A 22,206-nucleotide genomic window follows, 5' to 3' on the forward strand; every position below is an offset into this window, starting at 1 on the left:
GGAATCCCATGAAAATCTTATTGGTGTGCAAGGACATTGGTGGTTACGCGCGCAAACTGGCGGACTACCTGATGATCGACAACGACGTGTGTTTTATCGATACGTCATCGATGCAGAACAGTTTTGATCGGGCGCCGAAAATTCTGCGCCGTCCGCTGAAACGCTGGGCACAGTTGCGTCAGTTCAAGAAGACGCTCAGTGCGTCAGGGCACTTTGACGCTGCCCTGATCATCAACCCGGCGCAAATCGAGCCCAAGCAACTGGCCGCCGGCCTCAATGCCAGCGAGCGCAAGATCGCCTACCTCTACGACAGTTTCAGTCGATGGCCGATGACCCGCGAAGCCCTCGCCGGGTATGACGAGGTGTTTTCCTTCGATCCGGAGAATGCCAAGAGCCATGGGCTGAAAAAGCTCCACAACTTCATTTACGAGGACTACAACGCGGACGGTGAGCCCGGTGAATACTCGGCGTTTGTGGTGATGGCGGGCAAGGATCGGGTGCCGGCACTTACCGGCCTCGCGCAGGCGTTCGATCGCCTCGGGGTGACCGATTACAAGTTTCTGGTGCAGAGCAAACCCATCCCGGGCGCGCATCCGGGCATCACTTTTTTCGAGCAGAGAATGTCGCTGGAATCCGTCGGTGAGCTGGTCAAGCGCTCGCGGATTATTCTGGACATTGCCAAACCCGGCCAGGCCGGCTTGAGTTTCCGTTTCTTCGAAGCCATGGCCTCACGGAAAAAAGTCATCACCACCAACCAGAGCGTGGTCGACTATGACTTCTACAACCCGGCGAACATTCTGGTGATCGATGAGGCCAACCCGGTGATTGCGGAACAGTTCATTACGGATCCGTATGTCGATGTGCCTGAACACATCTACCAGCAATACACCCTGCAGGGATGGGTCAATACGGTCTTTGCCCAGCGGTGAAATCACATCGCCGGCTGCCCCACCACGAAAACCTGTGGGAGCGAGCTTGCTCGCGAAGGCGTGGTGTCAGTCAATGCATCTGCTGCCTGGCACTCCGCTTTCGCGAGCAAGCTCGCTCCCACAGTAGATCAGTGTCGTACCGTCATTCTGTGGCCGACTCCAAACCTGTAGAAGCTGCCGCAGGCTGCGATCTCTGGATTTTCAGGTCCCGCGCGGTTTAGCCCGCGCAGTAGCCTCCGCCACCAATGGATCGTCCGGCCAGTAATGCTTCGGATAACGCCCCTTCAGATCCTTCTTCACCTCGGCATAGGTGCTGCGCCAGAAGTTGGCCAGATCCTGCGTCACCTGCACCGGCCGTCGTGCCGGCGACAGCAGATGCAACTTGACCACTTGCCGCCCGCCAGCAATTCGTGGCGTATCGGCCAACCCAAACAGCTCCTGCAAACGCACCGCAAGAATCGGTGGAAACTCGCTGTAGTCCAGACGAATCGATGAACCCGACGGTACGCTCAGATGATGCGGCGCCAGTTCATCGAGCTTTTGCGGCAATGGCCATGGCAGCAGGTTACGCACGATGCTCGACAGGTCCAGGTTGGCAAAATGACTGAGCCTCGAGACCTTGCCCAGGTAAGGCATCAGCCAGTCTTCGAGGGTATCGAGCAACGTTGCATCACTGACATCCGGCCACTGACTGTCGTCCTGATTGTTCAATTCCAACTGACGCAACAGCGCCACGCGCGCCTGCCACTGGCGCAACTCCGGCGTCCACGGCAGCAACTCCAGACCTTTGCGCCGCACCAGATTGACCAGCGCCTGACTGCGCGCGTTTTCGTCGAGACCGGTCAAGGGCTCACGGCTGAGAATCAGCTCGCCGACCTTGCGCTGACGCTCGGCGCGCAGCACGCCTTCGCGCTCGTCCCAGTCCAGTTGATCGACGTTGCGCACCTGTTCGGCGAGCACGGAATCGAACAACGTCGGATCGAAATCCGCTGCCAGATAAATCCGTTCTTCGCGCTGGCCCTGACGGCTGCCGAGGTCGGCGATGACGATCCACGGCTCTTTCATCAAGCTGTCGGCTTCGGCGAACAGCGCCGCGCGACCGTTGGCCAGACGATATTCGGCACCACCGGCACGCCGCTGTTGCGCGACACGATCCGGATAGGCCAGCGCCAGCAATGCACCGAGCCAGCGCGGATGAACAGGATCGCTGACCGGCTCGCTGGCCTTGCCGCGCAGGTAACCGCGATATTGCCGCGCCAGTTGCTTGGCCCGTTGTACGCCGCCCTGCGCACCACGGGCGGCGCGCTCTTCGCCGGAAAGCAGCACCAGCCGACTGTGCAAATCCGCCCCGGCGCCACGCAAGATGTCGCGCTCGCCGAGCAACGCAGCGACGTCGCACGCCATGTTCGCCAGACCCAGCGCTTGACCACGCAGCAATAAATGACCGATGCGCGGATGCGCCGGCAACTCAGCCATGGCCTGACCATGAGTCGTCAGCGCTTCACCTTCCAGCGCACCGAGTCGCTGCAACAAATCCTGCGCCTGGGCATAAGCGGCGGCTGGCGGAACATCGAGCCAGACCAGTTCGCCCGGCGTCACGCCCCAGCGCCCCAGTTGCAGCGCGAGGCTGGCGAGATCCGCCGAAAGAATTTCCGCGCTGCCATAAGCGGCGAGCTGTTCGTGCTGATCCTGCGACCACAAGCGATAACAAACACCCGGTTCCAGTCGCCCTGCCCGGCCCGCGCGCTGAGTAGCGCTGGCCTTGGAAATTCGCTGTGTATCGAGACGGGTCATGCCGCTGCCCGGATCGAAACGCGGCACCCGCGCCAGCCCGGCATCGATCACCACGCGCACGCCGTTGATGGTCAGACTGGTTTCGGCGATGTTGGTCGCCAGCACCACTTTGCGCTGGCCGGCCGGCGCCGGATCAATCGCCGCGCGTTGTGCATTGAGGTCGAGTTCACCGTGCAACGGGCACAGCAGCACATCGCTGCGCTCGCCGATCGCGTCGGCCAATTGTTGATGCACACGACGGATTTCCGCTTGCCCCGGCAGGAACACCAACAGGCTGCCGCTTTCATCGTGCAGCGCTTCGAGCACGGTCTGGGTGACGCGTTGATCAATGTACTCGCCGGGTTGAAACGGCCGGCCCCAGCGCATCGTCACCGGATACATCCGCCCTTCGCTGCGCAGGATCGGCGCGTCGTCGAGCAACCCGGCCAGACGCTCGCCTTCCAGCGTGGCCGACATCAGCAAAATCTTCAGCGGCTGTTCAGCTCGAAACAGCTCGCGACCGTTCAGACTTAACGCCAGCGCCAGATCGGCGTCGAGGCTGCGTTCGTGGAATTCGTCGAAGATCAGCAAACCCACGCCTTCCAGCGCCGGATCATCCTGCAAACGGCGGGTGAGAATGCCTTCGGTGACCACTTCGATGCGCGTGTTGGGGCCGACCTTGCTGTCGAGACGAATGCGATAACCGACGGTTTCCCCGACCTTCTCGCCCAGCTCGCTGGCCAGGCGTTCTGCGGCTGCACGCGCGGCGAGACGGCGCGGTTCAAGCATCAGAATGGTCTGCCCGGCCAGCCACGCTTCATTTAGCAAAGCCAAGGGCACGCGGGTGGTTTTACCGGCGCCGGGCGGTGCTTCGAGCACGGCTTCGTGGCGCGTCGCGAGTGCTTCACGCAGGGCGGGTAAAACTTCATCGATTGGCAAAGAATTCATGCTGGCTCCCAAACAGAGGCGCGAGTATAACGGCGAACTGCTTGGCGTTCGTCAGGGTCTTAACTTCACACAACGACGCTTCGTTATCAGATGACTCAGGAGATTTTCCCATGCGCTTACCTTTTCGCCTGATCGGCGGTGTACTGGTCGCCACCCTGCTCACGCAAATCACCGCGTGCGGTTCGATTTTCTACCCGGATCGTCGCGGCCAGATCGACGGCAAGATCGACCCGGCGATTGCCGTGCTCGATGCCGTGGGACTGCTGTTCTACATCATCCCTGGACTGATCGCGTTTGCCGTCGACTTCGCCACCGGCGCGATCTATTTCGAACCGGGCCACACCGCGCAGATCGATCCGGCCAAACTCAAGCAAGCCATCGGCCCGGACGGTCAAGTCGATAATCACAAGTTGCAGGCTATTCTCGAAAGCGAGTTGGGCCGAGATTTCCCTCTGGATGATCCGCGCCTGATTCAACACAAGGGCAGCACCCAGCAACTGGCGATGTTCGGCCTGCAACCCGCTGCCTAAAAAGGAAGTTCAATGACATCCAGCCCCGAACACGCTCGCCTGCTACGGCTGGCGACCCGCGCCTCGGTGGCGGTGGCGTGCACGCTGATCATCGCCAAAGCCATCGCCTGGTGGCTGAGCGGTTCGGTGAGCATGCTCGCCGGCCTCACCGACTCGGCGCTGGATGGCGTCACTTCGATGCTCAATCTGCTGGCGGTGCATTACGCGCTGCGCCCGGCGGATGACGATCACCGTTATGGCCACGGCAAGGCGGAATCGCTGGCGGGCATGGCGCAGGCGTTGTTCATTGGTGGCAGTGCGGTGCTGATCGCGTTTCAGGCGTACGAACGGCTGCACGATCCGCAGCCGCTTGGGGCGCCGTGGCTGAGCATCGGTGTGATTGTGTTTTCGTTGTTGCTGACGGCGGCGTTGCTGGTGTTGCAGCATCGGGTGATCAAGCAGACCGGTTCCAACGCCGTGCGCGCGGATTCACTGCACTATCGCTCGGACATGCTGCTCAACGGCAGCATTCTGCTTGCGCTGATCCTCGCCGGGTTTGGTTTCGAGCAACTGGATGCGTGGTTCGGTCTGGGGATTGCCGGGTACATTCTGTGGAGCGCGATCCAGATTGCCCGGGAAAGCTTTTCGGTGTTGATGGATGAAGAGCTGCCGACAGATGTCAGCCAGCACATGCTCGAACTGGCCTGCAGTGTGCCGGGTGTGTTGGGCGCACATGACTTGCGCACGCGGATCTCCGGCAACCACTGGTTCGTGCAGTTGCACCTGGAATTGCCGGGGGAGTTGACGCTGTCAGTGGCCCACGGCATCAGCGATCAAGCCGCCGATGCCATCCACCAAGCCTACCCGCGAGCCGAAGTGCTGGTGCACGCCGATCCGATAAAAGCAGCTACAAGTCGCGAGCCGCAAGCTTCAAGCTTGTAGCTCGAAACTTGCAGCTCGCAGCTGCTCCTACTGAACCTGATAACCGCGACTGCTCAGGCAATTGCCCTGAGCCTGTCGATAAGCCTGAACCACTTCGGGCGCGGGTTGATAGGTCGCGGTGCGCGGGTCAAAACCGCTTTGCTGCACGGCGTACTGATAGCACTGATAACCGTCCTGCTGCACCTGCTCCGGCGACTGGCCGTTGGCCGGATACGCTTCGACGTCATAACCTTGTGATTGCGGCTGCGGCTGTTGCTGCACGGGCGGCTCGACCACCACGTAATCCTGGGTCGCTTCCTGATAGGCGTAATAGGAACCGGCGGCGAGGAACAGCAGCGAACCACCGATCCACACTTCACGGGCGTAATCCGGCAGATACTGGGTGCGAATCCCGCGCGGCGGCTGCACAACGATGTAGCGTGGGCCTTGCGGGCGATACCAGTAACCGCCGGAATAGAAGTAATCCTGACCACGATACGGCACGCGGTAATCGCGGTCCGGGAAGCGGTCGATCACGTGCCCCGGCCGGTATTGCGGGCCAGGCCCCCAACCGTTGCCATGCCCGTCGGGGCGGCCCGGCCAGCGGTTGTCATTGGGCCGGTTACCGGTCTGCCATTGCTGGTTGTGGTAACCGTTCTGCGGGCGCTCGTCGCGGTAGTAGCCCTGACGCGGCTCTTGGGTCTGGCGCACAGCGTCGGGCCGTGGCTGGATCGGCAGGCTGTTCGCCGGCAGTTGCGGCGGCGGTGGCGGTTGACGCACCGGGTTAGGGTTGTAGGCCGGGCGGCTCTGATCGTGGTTTTGCCATTGGCCATTGTTGTTGCCGTTGTGCTCGAACTGGCGGCTGTTGTCGCCACGGATGATGTCGTTGTTCGATGGCCGCGGCTGATTCTGTTGCTGCTGATTCTGCGGGCGCGGCTGATTATTGCCGCCACGGCCCTGATTGTTGCCCTGATGATCCTGGCCGTGGCCTCCGCCATCCGGGCCTCGATTCTGTGGTTCATCGGCAAGCGCTTGCGCACTGACACTCACACACAGCAAACCAACACCGGCCAGACGCCAAATGCGCGACTTCATGCTTTTTCTCACTGCGGGGCCTGTAAATGTAAGAGGACTTGTCACTAAGACCGGGAATACACACACCGGGTTCTGCAACAGGTTATCAGTCGCGCAACTTATTTATTGAGCGCCCGGCATGAAATCGCAGGCAAGAAAAAAGGGAGACCCGTCGGCCTCCCTTCTAGAGAACTTCGTCCTGGCTCGACGCTTTTGACGTCGGCTCACCTCACGCCGTCTTCTGGACAGTGTGCAGCTCGGGGGCCGGCACAACCCCGGTGGGGGTGGCGGCCGCGGCAGGCCGGATAGGGCGGGCCGCGTGGACTGTGTTACCGAGCAGTGATTCTGGTGATAAGAATAGGCCTGAGGCCGCGACAGAGGATTGCGAAGATTGCTGAAATAAACACCACTTGCGCAATTTTTAACCCTGGATAGATAATCCGCCGCAATAGTTACAACCAAGGACAGATTGATGAGCAAACTCGACCGTTACGACCTGAGCATTTTGGCGGAATTGCAGCGCGACGCCCGCATCTCCAACCAGGAGCTGGCCGAGCGCATCGGTCTGTCGCCCTCCCCGTGTTCGCGTCGGGTCAAGCAGTTGGAAGACGATGGTTATATCTCGCGCCAGGTCGCGTTGCTCGATCGCAAGATGCTCGGGCTGAGCCTGACGGCGTATGTGCTGATCGGCATGGATCGGCACACACCGGAGCGTTTCGAGAATTTCGAAGCGGCGATTCGTACGTTGCCGCAGGTATTGGAGTGCAGTCTGGTGACGGGGGTAGATGCCGATTACCAGTTGAAAGTGGTGGTGCCGGATATGGATCACTATCAGAAGCTGTTGCTGGGACACCTGACCCGGATTGAAGGGGTGACCAGCGTTCGTTCAAGCTTCGTACTGAATCAGGTGCTCAACAGCACAGAACTGCCCTTGACCCACTTGCGCAACTGATCAAGGGCACCCTCACCCCAGCCCTCTCCCGGAGGGAGAGGGGGCCGACCGTGAGATGCTGAAGAAGTACGCCGACCTGAGCGTGCTGCTGTGAATCCATAATCGACTCGATCTTTCAGGTCGATGTATGACGCCAGACACCTCGGTCAGTCCCCTCTCCTCACGGAGAGAAAAGGGGCCGACCGTGAGATGCTGAAGAAGTACGCCGACCTGAGCGTTCTGCTGTGAATCCATAATCGACTCGATCTTTCAGGTCGATGTATGACGCCAGACACCTCGGTCAGTCCCCTCTCCTCACGGAGAGAAAAGGGGCCGACCGTGAGATGCTGAAGAAGTACGCCGACCTGAGCGTGCTGCTGTGAATCCATAATCGACTCGATCTTTCAGGTCAATGTATGACGCCAGACACCTCGGTCAGTCCCCTCTCCTCACGGAGAGAAAAGGGGCCGACCGTGAGATGCTGAAGAAGTACGCCGACCTGAGTGTTCTGCTGTGAATCCATAATCGACTCGATCTTTCAGGTCGATGTATCACGCCAGACACCTCGGTTAGTCCCCTCTCCTCACGGAGAGAAAAGGGGCCGACCGTGAGATGCTGAAGAAGTACGCCGACCTGAGCGTGCTGCTGTGAATCCATAATCGACTCGATCTTTCAGGTCAATGTATGACGCCAGACACCTCGGTCAGTCCCCTCTCCTCACGGAGAGAAAAGGGGCCGACCGTGAGATGCTGAAGAAGTACGCCGACCTGAGTGTTCTGCTGTGAATCCATAATCGACTCGATCTTTCAGGTCGATGTATCACGCCAGACACCTCGGTTAGTCCCCTCTCCCCCCGGGAGAGGGCTAGGGTGAGGGCAACAGTTCCGGATCAGACCCAGATCAATGCCACCCCGCACACCTTGGCGTATACTCGCCGCGCCCTTTTAGCCCCGCGCGCGTCGGAGAAACCCAATGGATCCAGCACTATTAGAAGAGTGGATGATGACCGGCCTGGTCAGCATCCTGATCATTTTCATGGGTTTCATCGTCTGGGATCTGGCGAAAAAGTCCAAGGCCGGGCGCTTTGGCTCGTTCATTCTGTTTTTCGTGCTGGGCCTGGGCGTGGCTGCGTTCATCATCAAGAGCGTGGTGATCGGCCTGATCGAATCCGGCGCTTTATAAGCGCGCCGGCACTTCTTTCCACTGGCCTTGATCGAGCCCTTCGATCGACCAGTCACCAATCCTCACCCGCACCAGCCGCAAGGTCGGCAGGCCAACCGCCGCGGTCATGCGCCGCACCTGACGATTGCGCCCTTCGCGAATCACCAGTTCCAGCCACGAGGTCGGTACGGTCATGCGAAAACGCACCGGTGGATTGCGCGGCCACAACTCGGGTTCATCCAGTTGCCGCGCTTCGGCAGGCAAAGTCATGCCGTCGTTCAGTTCGACACCATCACGCAGACGCTGCAACTGCTCGGCCGTCGGCACGCCTTCGACCTGCACCCAATAGGTCTTCGCCAATTTGTGCTTCGGATCGGCGATGCGCGCCTGCAACTGCCCGTCGTTGGTCAGCAGCAACAAACCTTCACTGTCGCGATCAAGGCGTCCGGCCGGATAGATGCCGGGCACATCGATGAAGTCCTTGAGCGTCGCCCGCCCTTCGCCGTCGCTGAATTGCGTCAGCACATCGAACGGTTTGTTGAACAGGATCAGTTTCGGCTCGGCCGGTGGTGCCTTGGCAACACGGCGCGGGGAAGAAGACTGAGGCTTCGCGCCAGGGCGGCGGGAAGGTGGACGTGGAGGACGGGACATGGCGAAAAGAACATCTAACGGTCAGGGCTGCCAATGCTAGTAGCCTGACCGTTAAATGACCATCAACAAATCAGCGGAACGGCGGTTCGTCGAAGCTGCGCAGTTTGCGCGAGTGCAGCGAGTTGAGTTCGGTGCGCAGCAGATCCACCGCTTCGATGCCGATTTTCAAGTGCTGACTGACCGCGCGTTCATAGAAGGCGTTGGCCGAGCCCGGCAGCTTGATTTCGCTGTGCAGCGGCTTGTCCGAGACACACAGCAACGTGCCGTACGGCACCCGCAAGCGATAACCCTGCGCGGCAATCGTGCCGCTTTCCATGTCCACCGCCACAGCGCGAGACAGGTTGATCAACGGCCGCTCCTGCGCCCAACGCAACTCCCAGTTACGGTCGTCGTAGGTCAGCACAGTGCCAGTGCGCAGGCGTTTTTTCAGATCATCGCCCTTCTCGCCAGTGACATTGGCTGCCGCCTGTTGCAGCGCCAGTTGCACTTCGGCCAGCGCCGGGATCGGAATGTTCGGCGGCACCACGCGGTCGAGAATACCGTCGCGACGCATGTAAGCGTGGGCCAGTACGTAGTCGCCAATGGTCTGCGACTGACGCAGGCCGCCGCAGTGACCGATCATCAGCCAGCAATGCGGACGCAACACCGCCAAGTGGTCGGTGATGTTCTTGGCGTTGGACGGACCAACACCGATGTTGACCAGGGTCACGCCGTGGCCATCGTTGGCGATCAGGTGATAGGCCGGCATCTGATAACGGTGCCAGACCACACCGGCGGCAATCGCCGAGGCTTCGCCGTGATCCATGCCCTTCTCGATGATCACATTGCCCGGCAACACCATGCGCACAAAACGCGGATCGCGGCGCAACTGCTCCAGACCATGAACGATGAACTGGTCGACGTAGCGGTGATAGTTGGTCAGCAGAATCCACGGCTGCACATGGCGCCAGTCGCTGCCGGTGTAGTGCACCAGACGACGCAGCGAGAAGTCCACGCGCGCGGCGTCGAACAGCGCCAGCGGCAGTGGATCGGTGTTTTCCCAATCGTAGAGACCGTCAGCGATGCCATCGGTGGCGGCGGACAGGTCGGTACTCGGGAACACCCGCGCCAGCACGGCAGCAGTGACGCCGGAGCCGGCCAGTTCATCGCCCTGCTCGACCACGTAGGGATACGGAATGTTCTGCTGGCTGACGCCGACTTCCACGGTCACGGTGAAGTCGTGCATCAATGGCGTCAGTTGTTCGAGCAGGTATTTGCGGAACGCCGCCGGGTGGGTGACGGTGACGCTGTAGGTGCCCGGCAGTTGTACCTTGGCGTAGGCACGGGTGGTTTGCGGGACTTCACCTTGGCAATGGTAGGTCAGACGCAGTTCGGGATAACGAAACAGAGCACGCTGCGCAGCGTCGGGTTCGACGCGATCCTTGAGGTAACGCTTGAGTGCTGAGTTCAGCGCAGTGGTGGCCCGCTCATGCAGCTCGGCCAGACGATCCACGGCTTGTTCGGCGGTTTGAACGACAATAAACGCTTCGGTCACGATCAGCTTCCTGTGTTCTGACTTGCAGAGCTTCATCTTGCCTGCATCGTGGCGTCACGGGAACAGTGGCGTTGTGGGTGTACCCAAATCTTTAAATCAATGAAGATCCCCTGTGGGAGCGAGCCTGCTCGCGAATGCGGTGGGTCATTCAATAAAGATGTCGACTGATACACCGCTTTCGCGAGCAGGCTCGCTCCCACAGGGGGGATTTTTGCTGGATTAGAAACCTTGCGGGGTTGAGCGAGCGACGAGCGCTTCGACGTCCAGCCCGCGCGGCAACGCGCCGTACACGCGGCCACCACCGCTCAGGCGGCTGGCAATGAAAGCATCGCTGACGGCTGAATTCCCCGCCTCCAACAGAAGCTTGGCCTGCAAACCGAGCGCGATGTCTTCGGTCAGTTGCCGTGCCCGGTACTGAATATCACTGGTGTCCTTGAACTGCGCCTGCAACTGCTGAATATGCGCAGCCAGACGCTTGTCGCCATGCCCGTCACCCAATTCGCTGAACAACACATCCAGCACACCCGGCTCTTTCGACAAGGCGCGCAGCACGTCGAGGCACTGCACATTCCCCGAACCTTCCCACGTCGAATTCACCGGTGCCTCGCGGTACAGACGCGGCAGGATGCTGTCCTCGACATACCCGGCGCCACCCATGCACTCGGCCGCTTCATTGATCATCCCCGGCGCACGCTTGCAGATCCAATACTTGCCCACCGCCGTCACCAGCCGCGCAAATTGCGCTTCGTGGCGATCATCCAGATGATCCAGCGCCTTGCCCATGCGCAAACTGAGCGCCAGCGCGGCTTCGCTTTCCAGGGCCAGATCGGCCAGTACGTTTTGCATCAATGGCTGCTCGCTGAGCAGTTTGCCGCCGACCTTGCGGTGTGCGCAGTGGTGGCTGGCCTGGGTCAGCGCCTGACGCATCAGCGAACTGGAACCGACCATGCAATCGAAACGGGTCATGGCGACCATTTCGATGATGGTTGGCACGCCGCGCCCTTCCTCACCGATCATCCACGCCAGCGCGCCACGGAACTCCACTTCACTGGAGGCGTTGGACTGGTTGCCGAGTTTGTTTTTCAGACGCTGGATGTAGAACTGATTGCGCGTGTCGTCTGGCCGATGACGCGGCAGCAGGAAGCAACTCAAACCCTTGTCGGTTTGCGCCAAGGTCAGGAAGGCATCGCACATCGGCGCCGAGCAGAACCACTTATGGCCGACCAGTTCATAGGCCTGCCCCGGGCCGCTGGCGCCGACCGGATAAGCCTTGGTGGTGTTGGCGCGCACGTCAGTGCCGCCCTGTTTCTCGGTCATGGCCATGCCGATGGTCACACCGGCCTTGTGCGGCATTCCGACGTTACGCGGGTCGTATTCAGTAAAGAGGACTTTTGGCAGCCACTGCTCGGCCAGATTCGGCTGCAAACGCAGGGCCGGTACGCTGGCGAAGGTCATGGTCAACGGACAACCGCTGCCCGCCTCGGCCTGGCTGTGCAGATACGTCATCGAGGCGCGGGCGACATGGGCACCGTCCTGTGGATGCGCCCACGGCAATGACGTCAGTCCATGCTCGATCGCCGTGCGCATCAGCTCATGATAGGCCGGGTGAAATTCCACCAGATCGATGCGATGACCGTAGCGGTCATGGCTGGCGAACGTGGGTTTGTTCTGATTGGCGAGGAACCCGGCTTCCATCAGCGGCCCGCCGGCCAGCGCGCCGTAAGCATCGATCCGCGACTCGGCCCAACCGGCGCCGAACCTGCGCGACCACTCCTGCAATGGCAGGTCGATGCGATACAGATTGGTGCCGTCCAGCGACGGTGGCTGGTTGGTGACTTCGTGGGTTTCGGCGAACTGATGCAGGTTCATGACGGGGCTCCTTTGGGCAACCAAGGAACTCAGTTAAGCACCGCACCGCAACCGGTCAAAGTGTCATATCCGCCGAATTTGCGGCGTTTTTACCCTATCAGCAACACAGAACCCGACGCTCCAGTGCGGACTGTAATTCCTCGAATTTCACTGGTTTGTTCAGGTAATCAACCGCCGCACCCGGGGCGCAAAGCTCTCGGTCAGCGGTCAATGCGAGCATGAACACCGGCAGATTGGCGCAGCCCGGCAACGCATGAATCTGGCAGCACAACGCGGCACCATCGTGAGCAGGCAGCTGGCAATCGATCAACACCGCATCGAAGGCCTCACGCTGCAAACAATCCAGTGCCGTCGCGCCACTATCGGCAGTGCGCACGCGGAAACCGAGCTTGAGCAACATCCCGCGCATCACCAGTTGATTGACGCTGTTATCGTCCACCAGCAACACCGTGCAGTCCTGCGGTGCACGCAGGCAGTCGCGCGAAGGGAGCGAGTTTGGTGCTGGCTCAAGCACCGGAAGTTCGAACTCGACGTCCAGCTGGAAGCGACTGCCGCTCCCAGGTTCCGAACGATGGGTAAGCTTGCCGCCCAGCAACTCGACCAACTGTCGGCAGATCGCCAGGCCAACGCCCAGGCCGCCATATTCGCGGGTCATCGAACCGTCGAGCTGGAAGAAGCGCTGATACATCGTCGCCTCGCCCAGATCGGTGAAACCGATGCCGGTGTCGATCACCGCGAACGACAGGGCCAGACGATTGCCCGTCGACGGTTTGCCGGTAACCCGCAATGCCAGACCACCGACACGGGTGAACTTGATCGCATTGTCGAGCAGACATTCCAGGCATTGCGCGAGTTTCGCGCTGTCACCGTGCAAGCGATCCGGCAGGGTCGGCAGTACTTCAACCTTGAAGTCCAGCGACTTGCTCGCCGCGTTACCGTCGAATTGCACGCGCAACGCTTCGACCACACCACGCAGGCTGAAACTGCCCGGCGCGGCCTTGAGCTTGCCGGCCTGCAATTCGGTGAGGGTGAGAATGCCATTGACCATGCGCATCATGTCCCGCGCGGAACCAGCGGCAGTCTGCTGGTATTGCTCAAGCTCCGGATCCATCTCGACGGTCTGCATCAGTTCCAGCGAACCGATCACACCGTTCATCGGCGTGCGCAATTCGTGGGTGAGGGTCGCCAAAAACTCATCCTTGAGCTTGTTGCTGTGGGCCAGTTGCTGGTTGAGCACTTCGAGTTTCTGCCCGGCGTCGTACAACGTCTGCGCCTGCTGCTCGCGCATCGCGTTGATGCGGTCGGCCAGCGCCAGCGACAGCAGCGCCACTTCAATGGCCGAACCGATCTGGCTGGCGTACATGGTCAGGAACACATTGGGCAGCAAGCCCAGCACCATCAGCGTGTTGATGATGCCGCCGAGCAGAAACGCCGACCACGCGATGATGAAATAGCGCGCCACCCGCAAGCCGCGCCACCAGGCCAGAATCCCGGCGGCAAAAATGACCACCGTGAAGGTCAGCGCCAATATCGTCGCCAGACGCAGCGACAACGCGTAGCTGGTCATCAGCGACAAACCAACCACCAGCGCGCCGAACGCGATCAGCGCAATCAGCAAACGGTCTAGCCAGCGGCTATGGGTTTTGGTCTGCAGGAAGCTACGGGCGAACTGACTGCCGAACAGCCCCGCGCAACCGATGAAGAATGGCGTGGCGGCGTTGGCCCACCATGGATTGTCCGGCCAGAAATACTCGACGGCGGCGCCATTTACCGACAACTGATAAAGGCCGAACGAGGCGATATAGAAGATGTAATAGAGATAGCTGGTGTCGCGCACGCTGAGGTAGATGAACAGGTTGTAAACCACCATCCCCAGCAGCACGCCATAAATAATGCCCAGCACATACAAGCGTACCGGCTGGTCTTCGAGGTACGCCGTGCTTGACCATAATGTCACCGGCGCCTGGATCGAGCCTTCGCTGGCCAGGCGCAAGTATAGGGTTCGCTGCTGTCCCGGCTCGAATGACAGATCGAACAAATAGTTGTTCTGGCGGATCTCGCGGCTGGCGAAAGGCAAGGCGTCGCCGGTCTGGCGGACGAGGCGGTAGTTGCCAGCGGCATCGGGCATATACAGGTCGAGATGATCGAGCGGTGGATACGCCAGTTCCAGCAGCCAGGTGCGTTGGGCGGCGGGATTGCTCGGGCGGTAATGCAGGTCGATTTTCAGCCAGAACGCTGAGCGCGAGTAACCGGCATTGAGCGTGGCTTTATCATGAGGTTTGAAATTGCCGGCGGCAGCCTGCGCACGAACATCGGCAATGCTCGCCTGACCGCTCGGGTCTTCGAACACTTGCAGCGACCGGCCCAGAGGCAGGCTCTGGGTAAATTCGTCGAATTCGACGGCGCTCGCCATGAGGGGCAAGCAGAACAGCAACATCAGCAAATAGCGCATTGAAGCCCCAGCGTGGCTCGTCCGGTTGTGTCAGGAAGCCCCCCATTCCCTTTGAGTAGACGTAAAACCGGTATTACCTGTTATTGGTTTGGATCCAGACTAGCATAGCCGTTGATGGCCATTGAGCACCATTGAAATTTTTCCTACAAAGGCTCTAGAACGGGCGTTCCAGAGCAAAGCAGCGGGCTAGAGCTGTTGGTTTGGTCAGGTTGCGTTGCTGCGTGAAAAATCATTGACCGGGTTATCGACCCAGCACCACGGGACTGAACCCCAGAATCAGCTTTGGTGGTAAGCTCGCGCACCATGAATATCTACAGCTCCCGCCCCGTTGTCCTCTGTCTCTCCGGCCACGACCCAAGTGGTGGCGCCGGCTTGCAGGCAGATATCGAAGCCCTGCTCGCGCAGGGTTGCCATGCGGCTCCGGCCGTCACCGCCCTGACCGTGCAAGACACCGTCAACGTCACTGACTTCCGCGTCCTCGACCGTGAGTGGGTACTGGCTCAAGCCAATGCCGTGCTCAACGACTCCGAAGTCGCTGCAGTCAAACTGGGCATGCTCGGTTCCCTGGAAATGGTCGACACCGTTGTCGAACTGCTTTCGGCGCACCCGCACCTGCCAGTGGTCTGCGACCCGGTGCTGCGCGCCGGTGGCGGCGGACGCCTGGGCAAGGACGAGGTCGGCTATGCGATGCGCGAGCGTCTGCTGCCGCTGTCGATCATTGCCACCCCCAACCTTCCCGAAGCCCGCATCCTCGCCGAACTGCCTGAAGGCACCGCGGACGAATGCGCTGAAAAACTCCTGCCGTTCGTCAAAAACCTGCTGATCACCGGCGGCCATGGCGACGAAACTGAAATCCACAACCGCGTGTACAGCCGCGACGGCCTGCGTGAAACCTTTATCTGTCAGCGCCTGCCGGGCAGCTATCACGGTTCCGGTTGCACACTGGCCAGCGCTTTGGCCGGTCGCCTGGCGCAAGGCGAACACCTCGCCAGCGCCGTGCGCAGCGCACTGGATTACACCTGGCGCACCCTGCGCGATGCCGAACAGCTGGGCAAAGGCCAGTTCGTTCCACGTCGCCTGCCGCTGGATTTCTGCTCGTAACGTCGTGAGGTCTGCCCGATGAAACTACGTGGCCTGTATGCCATTACCGACAGCGAGCTGCTGGCCGGCAAGTTTCTGTCTTACGTGGAGGCGGCGCTGGAAGGCGGCGTCACCCTGCTGCAATACCGCGACAAGAGCAACGATGAGGCCCGCCGTCTGCGTGAGGCCGAAGCGTTGCGCGATCTGTGCGAGCGCTACAAAACGCAGCTGATCATCAACGATGACGCCGAACTGGCGGCGCGCCTCAACGTCGGCGTGCACCTCGGTCAGACCGACGGCCCGCTGTCGCCGACCCGCGCCCTGCTCGGCTCCAAAGCGATCATCGGCTCGACCTGTCACGCGCAAATCGCGCTGGCCGAACAAGCCGCCAAAGAAGGCGCGAGTTACGTCGCCTTCGGCCGCTTCTTCAACTCCAACACCAAACCCGGCGCGCCGACCTGCAGCCTCGATCTGCTGGAAGAAGCCAAGCGCACGCTGCACCTGCCAATCTGCGCGATTGGCGGCATCACCCTCGACAACGCCGCACCGTTGGTGGCCCACGGGGTCGACCTGCTCGCGGTAGTCCACGGCTTGTTTGGTGCCGAGAGCACCGCCGAAGTGACCCGCCGCGCCCGCGCGTTCAATGAATTACTGAAAGTCTGATTTGAGAGCCCGATCATGTCTCGTTCCGAAACTTTGTTTGCCAATGCTCAGAAACACATTCCCGGTGGCGTCAACTCGCCAGTTCGCGCATTCAAAAGCGTTGGCGGCACCCCGCTGTTCTTCAAGCACGCTGAAGGCGCTTACGTGAGCGACGAAGACGACAAGCGTTATGTCGATTACGTCGGTTCGTGGGGTCCGATGATCCTCGGCCACAGCCATCCGGACGTGCTCGACGCGGTGCGCAATCAGTTGCAACACGGCTTGTCGTACGGCGCGCCGACCGCGATGGAAACCGAGATGGCCGATCTGGTCTGCTCGCTGGTGCCATCGATGGACATGGTGCGCATGGTCAGCTCCGGCACTGAAGCGACCATGAGCGCAATCCGTCTGGCCCGTGGTTACACCGGCCGCGACAGCATCATCAAGTTCGAAGGGTGCTACCACGGTCACTCCGACAGCCTGCTGGTCAAGGCCGGTTCCGGCGCGTTGACCCAGGGCGTGCCGAGCTCGGCCGGTGTGCCGGCGGCGTTCGCCAAACACACCCTGACCCTGCCGTTCAACGACATCGACGCTGTGGAAAAGATGCTCGCTGAAGTGGGTGAGGAAGTGGCATGCATCATCGTTGAACCGGTCGCCGGCAACATGAACTGCGTACCACCGGCGCCGGGCTTCCTCGAAGGCCTGCGTTCGCTGTGCGACAAGCATGGCGTGGTGCTGATTTTCGACGAAGTGATGACCGGTTTCCGCGTCGCCCTCGGCGGTGCTCAGGCCTACTACGGGGTCAATCCTGACCTGACCACCTTCGGCAAGATCATCGGCGGCGGCATGCCGGTGGGCTGCTTCGGTGGCAAGCGCGAAATCATGCAGCGCATCGCGCCACTGGGTCCGGTCTATCAGGCCGGCACGCTGTCGGGTAACCCTCTGGCCATGGCCGCTGGTTTGACCACCCTGCGCCTGATCAGCCGTCCGGGCTTCCACGCTGAGCTGACCGACTACACCACGCGCCTGCTCGACGGCTTGCAACAGCGCGCCGATGCCGCTGGCATTCCGTTCGTGACCACTCAGGCTGGCGGTATGTTCGGCCTGTACTTCAGCGGCGCCGATGACATCGTCACCTTTGAAGACGTGATGGCCAGCGACGCTGCACTGTTCGGCCGCTTCTTCCACCTGATGCTGGAAGGTGGCGTGTACCTGGCTCCGAGCGCCTTCGAAGCCGGTTTCACCTCGATCGCCCACGGTGAAGCCGAGTTGAAACTGACACTGGACGCTGCCGAGCGCGCCTTCGCCGCACTGAAATAATTGCTGTACCGCTGACGTTGGCTATCGCCAGCGTCAGCAATCACCTACATCCGCGCTGTTTTTCCGACGCTCTGCTAAAAATCACCCATAAAGTGGGCGATATATTCCCCGCGCAGCAGAAAAACGAGTAAAGACTTTGTAAGGTTGGCCCTGCTTATTTCATAATGCGCGCTTATTGGATCCCTCGATGGGTCCGCGTGCCCTTCAGAGGTAAGTCGATTCCCATGAACCGCACCGGCCGCACCCTTGCCTTGGGCTGCCTGTTGCTCCTTCAGCCCCTGCTCGCGCATGCACAAGCAGGCGGCAACTCGTTGTTGATCCCGGCGATGGGTCGTTGCACCCTCAATACTCAGCCGCAAGACGTCACGCAGGCCTTGGCCGCGTGCCAGAAAGCGGCGGACGAAGGGGATGCGCAAGCGCAATACGAGTTGGGTGAGTTCTACTACGACGGCAAGAATGCGCCGCGCGACCTCAATCAAGCCCTGAGCTACTTCGAAAAAGCCTCATTGCAAGGCCACGCTCAGGCGCAGTTCAAACTTGGCACGATGTTCTTCCACGGTGAAGGCGTGCAGGCCAACAATATTCAGGCGTACATCGTGCTGAAGATGGCTGCGGTCAACGGCGCTGAAGATGCGCTGGACACGGCTGACGAAGTTTCGGAAAAAATGTCCCGCGAAGATCTCGAAACCGCCACCCAGGTGCTCGGGCAAATTTTCCGTAAATACCTGATGGAACTGCAGAGCGCCGATGGGCGTACGCCGTTTTCGCCCCTTCCCTGACCGCCGATAGTTCCCACGCTCTGCGTGGGAATTCATCCCGTGACGCTCCGCGTCACCGACGCAGAGCGTCGAAGGCGGCATTCCCACGCAGAGCGTGGGAACGATCAAAAATCCAGATCCGGTTTTACTTTTCAGGCATCGGCATCGGGAACGGCATCACATTGCCGACCGCGCCACGGGCTTCGCTGATTTTCGGGGTACCCAGACGTTCAACCTCGTCGATGCGCACAATCGAATGCATCGGCACAAAACTGCGCACCACGCCTTCGAACTGCGCCTTGAGCTTTTCTTCGCTCGGGTCGACGACCACCTGCGTGCGCTCGCCAAAGACGAACTCTTCCACTTCCAGAAAACCCCACAGATCACTTTGATAGATCTGCTTGGCGTACATTTCGAACACCTGGCCCTGGTTGAGGAAAATCACCTTATAGATTGGAGCTTCGCGTTTGGTCATGGCGGGGGGATAACATCGGGGATAAAAATGAGGGCGCAAACTATAGCATAGCCTCCGGACGCACAGCGGTAGGAACCTGAGGGCTTGTTCCCTATAATGCCGGGTTCTTTGAATCACGTGACGACACTAATCCATGGCCAAGAAGCTTTACATCGAAACCCACGGTTGCCAGATGAACGAGTACGACAGCTCGCGCATGGTCGATCTGCTGGGCGAACATCAGGCCCTGGAAGTCACCGCGCGTGCCGAAGACGCCGACGTGATTCTGCTCAACACCTGCTCGATCCGCGAGCGCGCGCAAGATCGCGTGTATTCGCAGCTGGGCCGCTGGCGCGAACTGAAACTGGCCAACCCTGACATGGTGATCGCCGTCGGCGGTTGCGTGGCCAGCCAGGAAGGCGCGGCGATCCGCGATCGCGCGCCGTACGTCGACGTGGTCTTTGGCCCGCAGACCCTGCACCGCCTGCCGGAAATGATCGACGCCGCGCGCATCACCAAGCTGCCGCAGGTCGACGTGTCGTTCCCGGAAATCGAAAAATTCGACCACCTGCCCGAACCGCGCATCGACGGGCCGAGTGCGTACGTGTCGGTGATGGAAGGCTGCAGCAAGTACTGCACGTTCTGCGTGGTGCCTTACACCCGTGGTGAAGAAGTCAGCCGACCGTTCGATGACGTGATCGCCGAAGTCATTCACCTCGCCGAAAACGGCGTGCGCGAAGTGACCCTGCTGGGGCAGAACGTCAACGGCTATCGCGGTACGACCCATGACGGTCGTCTCGCCGATCTGGCCGAACTGATCCGCGTTGTTGCCGCCATCGACGGTATCGACCGCATCCGCTACACCACTTCGCACCCGCTGGAATTCTCCGACAGCCTGATCCAGGCCCACGCCGACGTGCCGGAACTGGTCAAGCACCTGCACTTGCCGGTGCAATCGGGTTCCGACCGGATTCTCGCGGCGATGAAGCGCAACCACACCGCGCTGGAGTACAAATCCAAGCTGCGCAAACTGCGCGCCGCGGTGCCAGGGATTTGCATCAGTTCAGACTTCATCGTCGGCTTCCCCGGCGAGACCGAGAAAGATTTCGAACAGACCATGAAGCTGATTGCCGACGTCGGTTTCGACTTTTCCTACTCGTTCGTCTACAGCCAGCGCCCGGGCACCCCGGCTGCCGATCTGGCCGACGACACCCCGGAAGAGCTGAAGAAAGAACGTCTGAACGCGCTGCAACATCGCCTGAATCAGCAAGGTTTCGAGATCAGCCGACAAATGGTTGGTTCGACACAGCGGATTCTGGTGACAGATTATTCGAAGAAAGACCCGGGCGAGCTGCAAGGCCGCACCGAGAATAATCGTATCGTCAACTTCCGCTGCGACAATCCAACCTTGATCGGTCAGTTTGCTGATGTACACATCGACGCTGCACAACCGCACTCGCTGCGCGGCTCGCTGATCCAGTAACACCACATTTCCCTGTGGGAGCGAGCCTGCTCCGGCCGGCGATCCGACGAAAGCGGTCTGTCAGACACATCAATGTTGAATGTGTCGCCGCCTTCGCGAGCAGGCTCGCTCCCACAGGTACAGCGTCAGAAGCATGAATCGGGCGACCTCATATAAGAGCTTTCGCACCCAGGCCTCTGGCGTTATCCTTGATTTCATCTTAATTGCCCTAGGGCGGCTAAATACGACCTTGAACGCACCCATAGAACCACATCGTTTTATCCTCGAGCCCTTTGAGGCTCGCCGCTTCGCTAATCTGTGCGGGCAATTCGACGAGCATTTGCGCTTGATCGAACAACGCCTGACGATCGAAATCCGCAACCGCGGAAACCAGTTCGAGCTGATCGGCGACCCCAAACACACCACGTCTGCGGAAAATCTGATTCGTCGCCTGTACCGGGAAACCAAAGGTTCAGAGCTGTCGCCAGATACGGTGCACCTGTTCCTGCAGGAATCGGCCGTGGTCGAACTCGACAATCACGCCCCCGCCGAAGCCTCCGTCGCCCTGCGCACCAAGAAAGGCATGATTCGCCCGCGCGGCTTGAATCAGTTGCGCTACGTGAAGGAAATTCTCGGCAACGACATCAACTTCGGCATTGGCCCGGCCGGTACCGGCAAGACCTATCTGGCCGTGGCTTGCGCTGTCGATGCTCTGGAGCGTGAACAAATCCGGCGCATCCTGCTGGTGCGTCCGGCGGTCGAAGCGGGTGAAAAACTCGGCTTCCTGCCCGGCGACCTGTCGCAGAAGATCGACCCGTATTTGCGCCCGCTCTACGACGCGCTCTACGAGATGCTCGGCTTTGAATACGTGGCCAAGCTGATCGAACGCCAGGTGATCGAAGTTGCGCCGCTGGCCTACATGCGCGGCCGCACGCTGAATAACAGCTTCATCATTCTCGATGAGAGCCAGAACACCACCGTCGAACAGATGAAAATGTTCCTCACCCGGATCGGCTTCGGCTCTACAGCGGTCATCACCGGTGACATCACCCAGGTCGACCTGCCGAAAGGCACCAAATCGGGTCTGCACCATGTGATCGAAGTGCTCAAAGACGTGCCGGGCATCAGCTTCACCCACTTCCAGCCGAAAGACGTCGTACGCCATCCTTTGGTCCAGCGGATCGTCGAAGCCTACGAGCGCTTCGAAAACCGTGACGAAGCACCCAAGGACACCCCGCGAAATGCTTGAGCTAGACCTGCAAATCGCGACTGAAGCGAGCGCGCCGAGCGAGGCCGACTTCCGCCTGTGGTGCGAACTGGCACTGCGCCAACGCACCGCCGACTCGGAAATGACCATTCGTCTGGTCGACGAGGAAGAAGGTCGCGAGCTCAATCACACCTGGCGCCACAAGGATTACGCGACCAACGTCCTGTCGTTCCCGGCTGAAGTGCCCGACGAGTTTCTCGACATCCCATTGCTCGGCGATCTGGTGATCTGCGTGGCCGTGGTTGAGCGGGAAGCCGCCGAACAAGGCAAGGAACTAAACGCCCACTGGGCACATCTGGTCATTCACGGCTGCTTGCATCTGCTCGGTTACGACCATATAGATGACGAAGAAGCCGAAGAAATGGAAGCACTGGAACGCGAGTTGCTTGCCGAATTGGGCTATCCCGATCCGTACGCGGACGACGAACCCGAAACCTCCCCTATCGTTACAACAAAGGATTCAGAGTAATC

Annotated in this window: 19 protein-coding genes; 12 read left to right on the forward strand and 7 right to left on the reverse strand. The window is 60.3% G+C overall.

The window, feature by feature from the left end; genetic code table 11:
• The first annotated feature begins 8 nt into the window (after positions 1-8).
• Positions 9-929 carry a CgeB family protein gene (locus tag ACZZ0G_RS07725; protein ID WP_463555794.1) on the forward strand — a complete coding sequence of 307 codons (921 nt, stop codon included), beginning with the start codon at positions 9-11 and terminating at the stop codon, positions 927-929.
• Positions 930-1,130: 201 nt separating this feature from the next.
• Here the strand turns inward: ACZZ0G_RS07725 and hrpB are convergent, their stop codons facing one another.
• Positions 1,131-3,650 (reverse strand): ATP-dependent helicase HrpB, encoded by a 2,520-nt coding sequence (hrpB, locus tag ACZZ0G_RS07730; RefSeq protein WP_463555795.1) that lies wholly within the window; start codon positions 3,648-3,650, stop codon positions 1,131-1,133.
• A gap of 110 nt (positions 3,651-3,760) precedes the next feature.
• Between hrpB and ACZZ0G_RS07735 the strand changes: the two genes are divergently transcribed.
• Together ACZZ0G_RS07735 and ACZZ0G_RS07740 are read left to right on the forward strand one after the other, a co-directional pair.
• Positions 3,761-4,180, forward strand: a complete 420-nt coding sequence (locus ACZZ0G_RS07735; protein WP_016986146.1) for a hypothetical protein — start codon at positions 3,761-3,763, stop codon at positions 4,178-4,180.
• A 12-nt stretch (positions 4,181-4,192) separates the two neighbouring features.
• Positions 4,193-5,101, forward strand: coding sequence for a cation diffusion facilitator family transporter (locus ACZZ0G_RS07740; RefSeq protein ID WP_463555796.1), 909 nt, complete (start codon positions 4,193-4,195; stop codon positions 5,099-5,101).
• 27 nt (positions 5,102-5,128) lie between these two features.
• On the opposite strand, the gene ACZZ0G_RS07745 is transcribed toward ACZZ0G_RS07740, so the two are convergent.
• Entirely contained in the window at positions 5,129-6,175 is a 1,047-nt protein-coding gene (locus ACZZ0G_RS07745) for a DUF6515 family protein (RefSeq protein ID WP_463555797.1), read from the reverse strand.
• A gap of 451 nt (positions 6,176-6,626) precedes the next feature.
• Here ACZZ0G_RS07745 and ACZZ0G_RS07750 point away from each other — a divergent pair, with 451 nt between their 5' ends.
• Both ACZZ0G_RS07750 and ACZZ0G_RS07755 read left to right on the forward strand, forming a co-directional pair.
• Positions 6,627-7,106 (forward strand): Lrp/AsnC family transcriptional regulator, encoded by a 480-nt coding sequence (locus ACZZ0G_RS07750; protein WP_008081091.1) that lies wholly within the window; start codon positions 6,627-6,629, stop codon positions 7,104-7,106.
• A gap of 951 nt (positions 7,107-8,057) precedes the next feature.
• Positions 8,058-8,267, forward strand: coding sequence for a DUF2788 domain-containing protein (locus ACZZ0G_RS07755; protein WP_007909655.1), 210 nt, complete (start codon positions 8,058-8,060; stop codon positions 8,265-8,267).
• Here ACZZ0G_RS07755 and ACZZ0G_RS07760 read toward each other — a convergent pair.
• The 4 genes from ACZZ0G_RS07760 to ACZZ0G_RS07775 all read right to left on the reverse strand — a co-directional run bounded on the left by ACZZ0G_RS07760 (position 8,262) and on the right by ACZZ0G_RS07775 (position 14,752).
• On the reverse strand, positions 8,262-8,897 hold the full coding sequence (locus ACZZ0G_RS07760) for a pseudouridine synthase (RefSeq protein ID WP_463555798.1): 636 nt from the start codon (positions 8,895-8,897) through the stop codon (positions 8,262-8,264). The genes ACZZ0G_RS07755 and ACZZ0G_RS07760 overlap by 6 nt on opposite strands.
• 70 nt (positions 8,898-8,967) lie before the next feature.
• The gene (gene amn / locus ACZZ0G_RS07765) at positions 8,968-10,467 is read right to left on the reverse strand and encodes an AMP nucleosidase (protein ID WP_463555799.1); all 1,500 of its coding nucleotides are present in this window, start codon (positions 10,465-10,467) and stop codon (positions 8,968-8,970) included.
• Positions 10,468-10,650: 183 nt separating this feature from the next.
• Positions 10,651-12,300: an acyl-CoA dehydrogenase family protein gene (locus ACZZ0G_RS07770; protein ID WP_463555800.1), complete on the reverse strand. Its 1,650-nt coding sequence runs from the start codon at positions 12,298-12,300 to the stop codon at positions 10,651-10,653.
• Positions 12,301-12,397: 97 nt separating this feature from the next.
• On the reverse strand, positions 12,398-14,752 hold the full coding sequence (locus ACZZ0G_RS07775; protein WP_463555801.1) for a hybrid sensor histidine kinase/response regulator: 2,355 nt from the start codon (positions 14,750-14,752) through the stop codon (positions 12,398-12,400).
• Positions 14,753-15,055: 303 nt separating this feature from the next.
• Between ACZZ0G_RS07775 and ACZZ0G_RS07780 the strand changes: the two genes are divergently transcribed.
• From ACZZ0G_RS07780 to ACZZ0G_RS07795, 4 genes are all read left to right on the forward strand, one after another.
• Positions 15,056-15,853 (forward strand): hydroxymethylpyrimidine/phosphomethylpyrimidine kinase, encoded by a 798-nt coding sequence (locus tag ACZZ0G_RS07780; protein ID WP_007909650.1) that lies wholly within the window; start codon positions 15,056-15,058, stop codon positions 15,851-15,853.
• 18 nt (positions 15,854-15,871) lie between these two features.
• Positions 15,872-16,495 (forward strand): thiamine phosphate synthase, encoded by a 624-nt coding sequence (gene thiE, locus ACZZ0G_RS07785; protein WP_463555802.1) that lies wholly within the window; start codon positions 15,872-15,874, stop codon positions 16,493-16,495.
• Between the two features lie 15 nt (positions 16,496-16,510).
• The gene (gene hemL / locus ACZZ0G_RS07790) at positions 16,511-17,794 is read left to right on the forward strand and encodes a glutamate-1-semialdehyde 2,1-aminomutase (protein WP_463555803.1); all 1,284 of its coding nucleotides are present in this window, start codon (positions 16,511-16,513) and stop codon (positions 17,792-17,794) included.
• A 224-nt stretch (positions 17,795-18,018) separates the two neighbouring features.
• On the forward strand, positions 18,019-18,573 hold the full coding sequence (locus tag ACZZ0G_RS07795; RefSeq protein WP_003228518.1) for a tetratricopeptide repeat protein: 555 nt from the start codon (positions 18,019-18,021) through the stop codon (positions 18,571-18,573).
• 124 nt (positions 18,574-18,697) lie between these two features.
• Here the strand turns inward: ACZZ0G_RS07795 and ACZZ0G_RS07800 are convergent, their stop codons facing one another.
• On the reverse strand, positions 18,698-19,027 hold the full coding sequence (locus ACZZ0G_RS07800; RefSeq protein ID WP_003185742.1) for a DUF1820 family protein: 330 nt from the start codon (positions 19,025-19,027) through the stop codon (positions 18,698-18,700).
• Positions 19,028-19,160: 133 nt separating this feature from the next.
• Between ACZZ0G_RS07800 and miaB the strand changes: the two genes are divergently transcribed.
• The 3 genes from miaB (at position 19,161) to ybeY (ending at position 22,204) form a co-directional block, all read left to right on the forward strand.
• A complete protein-coding gene (gene miaB / locus ACZZ0G_RS07805) occupies positions 19,161-20,489 on the forward strand; it encodes a tRNA (N6-isopentenyl adenosine(37)-C2)-methylthiotransferase MiaB (RefSeq protein ID WP_137216658.1) in 1,329 nt (442 codons plus the stop codon).
• 229 nt (positions 20,490-20,718) lie between these two features.
• A complete protein-coding gene (locus tag ACZZ0G_RS07810) occupies positions 20,719-21,717 on the forward strand; it encodes a PhoH family protein (protein ID WP_141126539.1) in 999 nt (332 codons plus the stop codon).
• A complete protein-coding gene (gene ybeY, locus ACZZ0G_RS07815; RefSeq protein ID WP_463555805.1) occupies positions 21,710-22,204 on the forward strand; it encodes an rRNA maturation RNase YbeY in 495 nt (164 codons plus the stop codon). Before ACZZ0G_RS07810 ends, ybeY begins: the two co-directional genes overlap by 8 nt.
• Positions 22,205-22,206 lie beyond the last annotated feature (2 nt).

This window comes from Pseudomonas sp. AC169, from assembly GCF_979258515.1.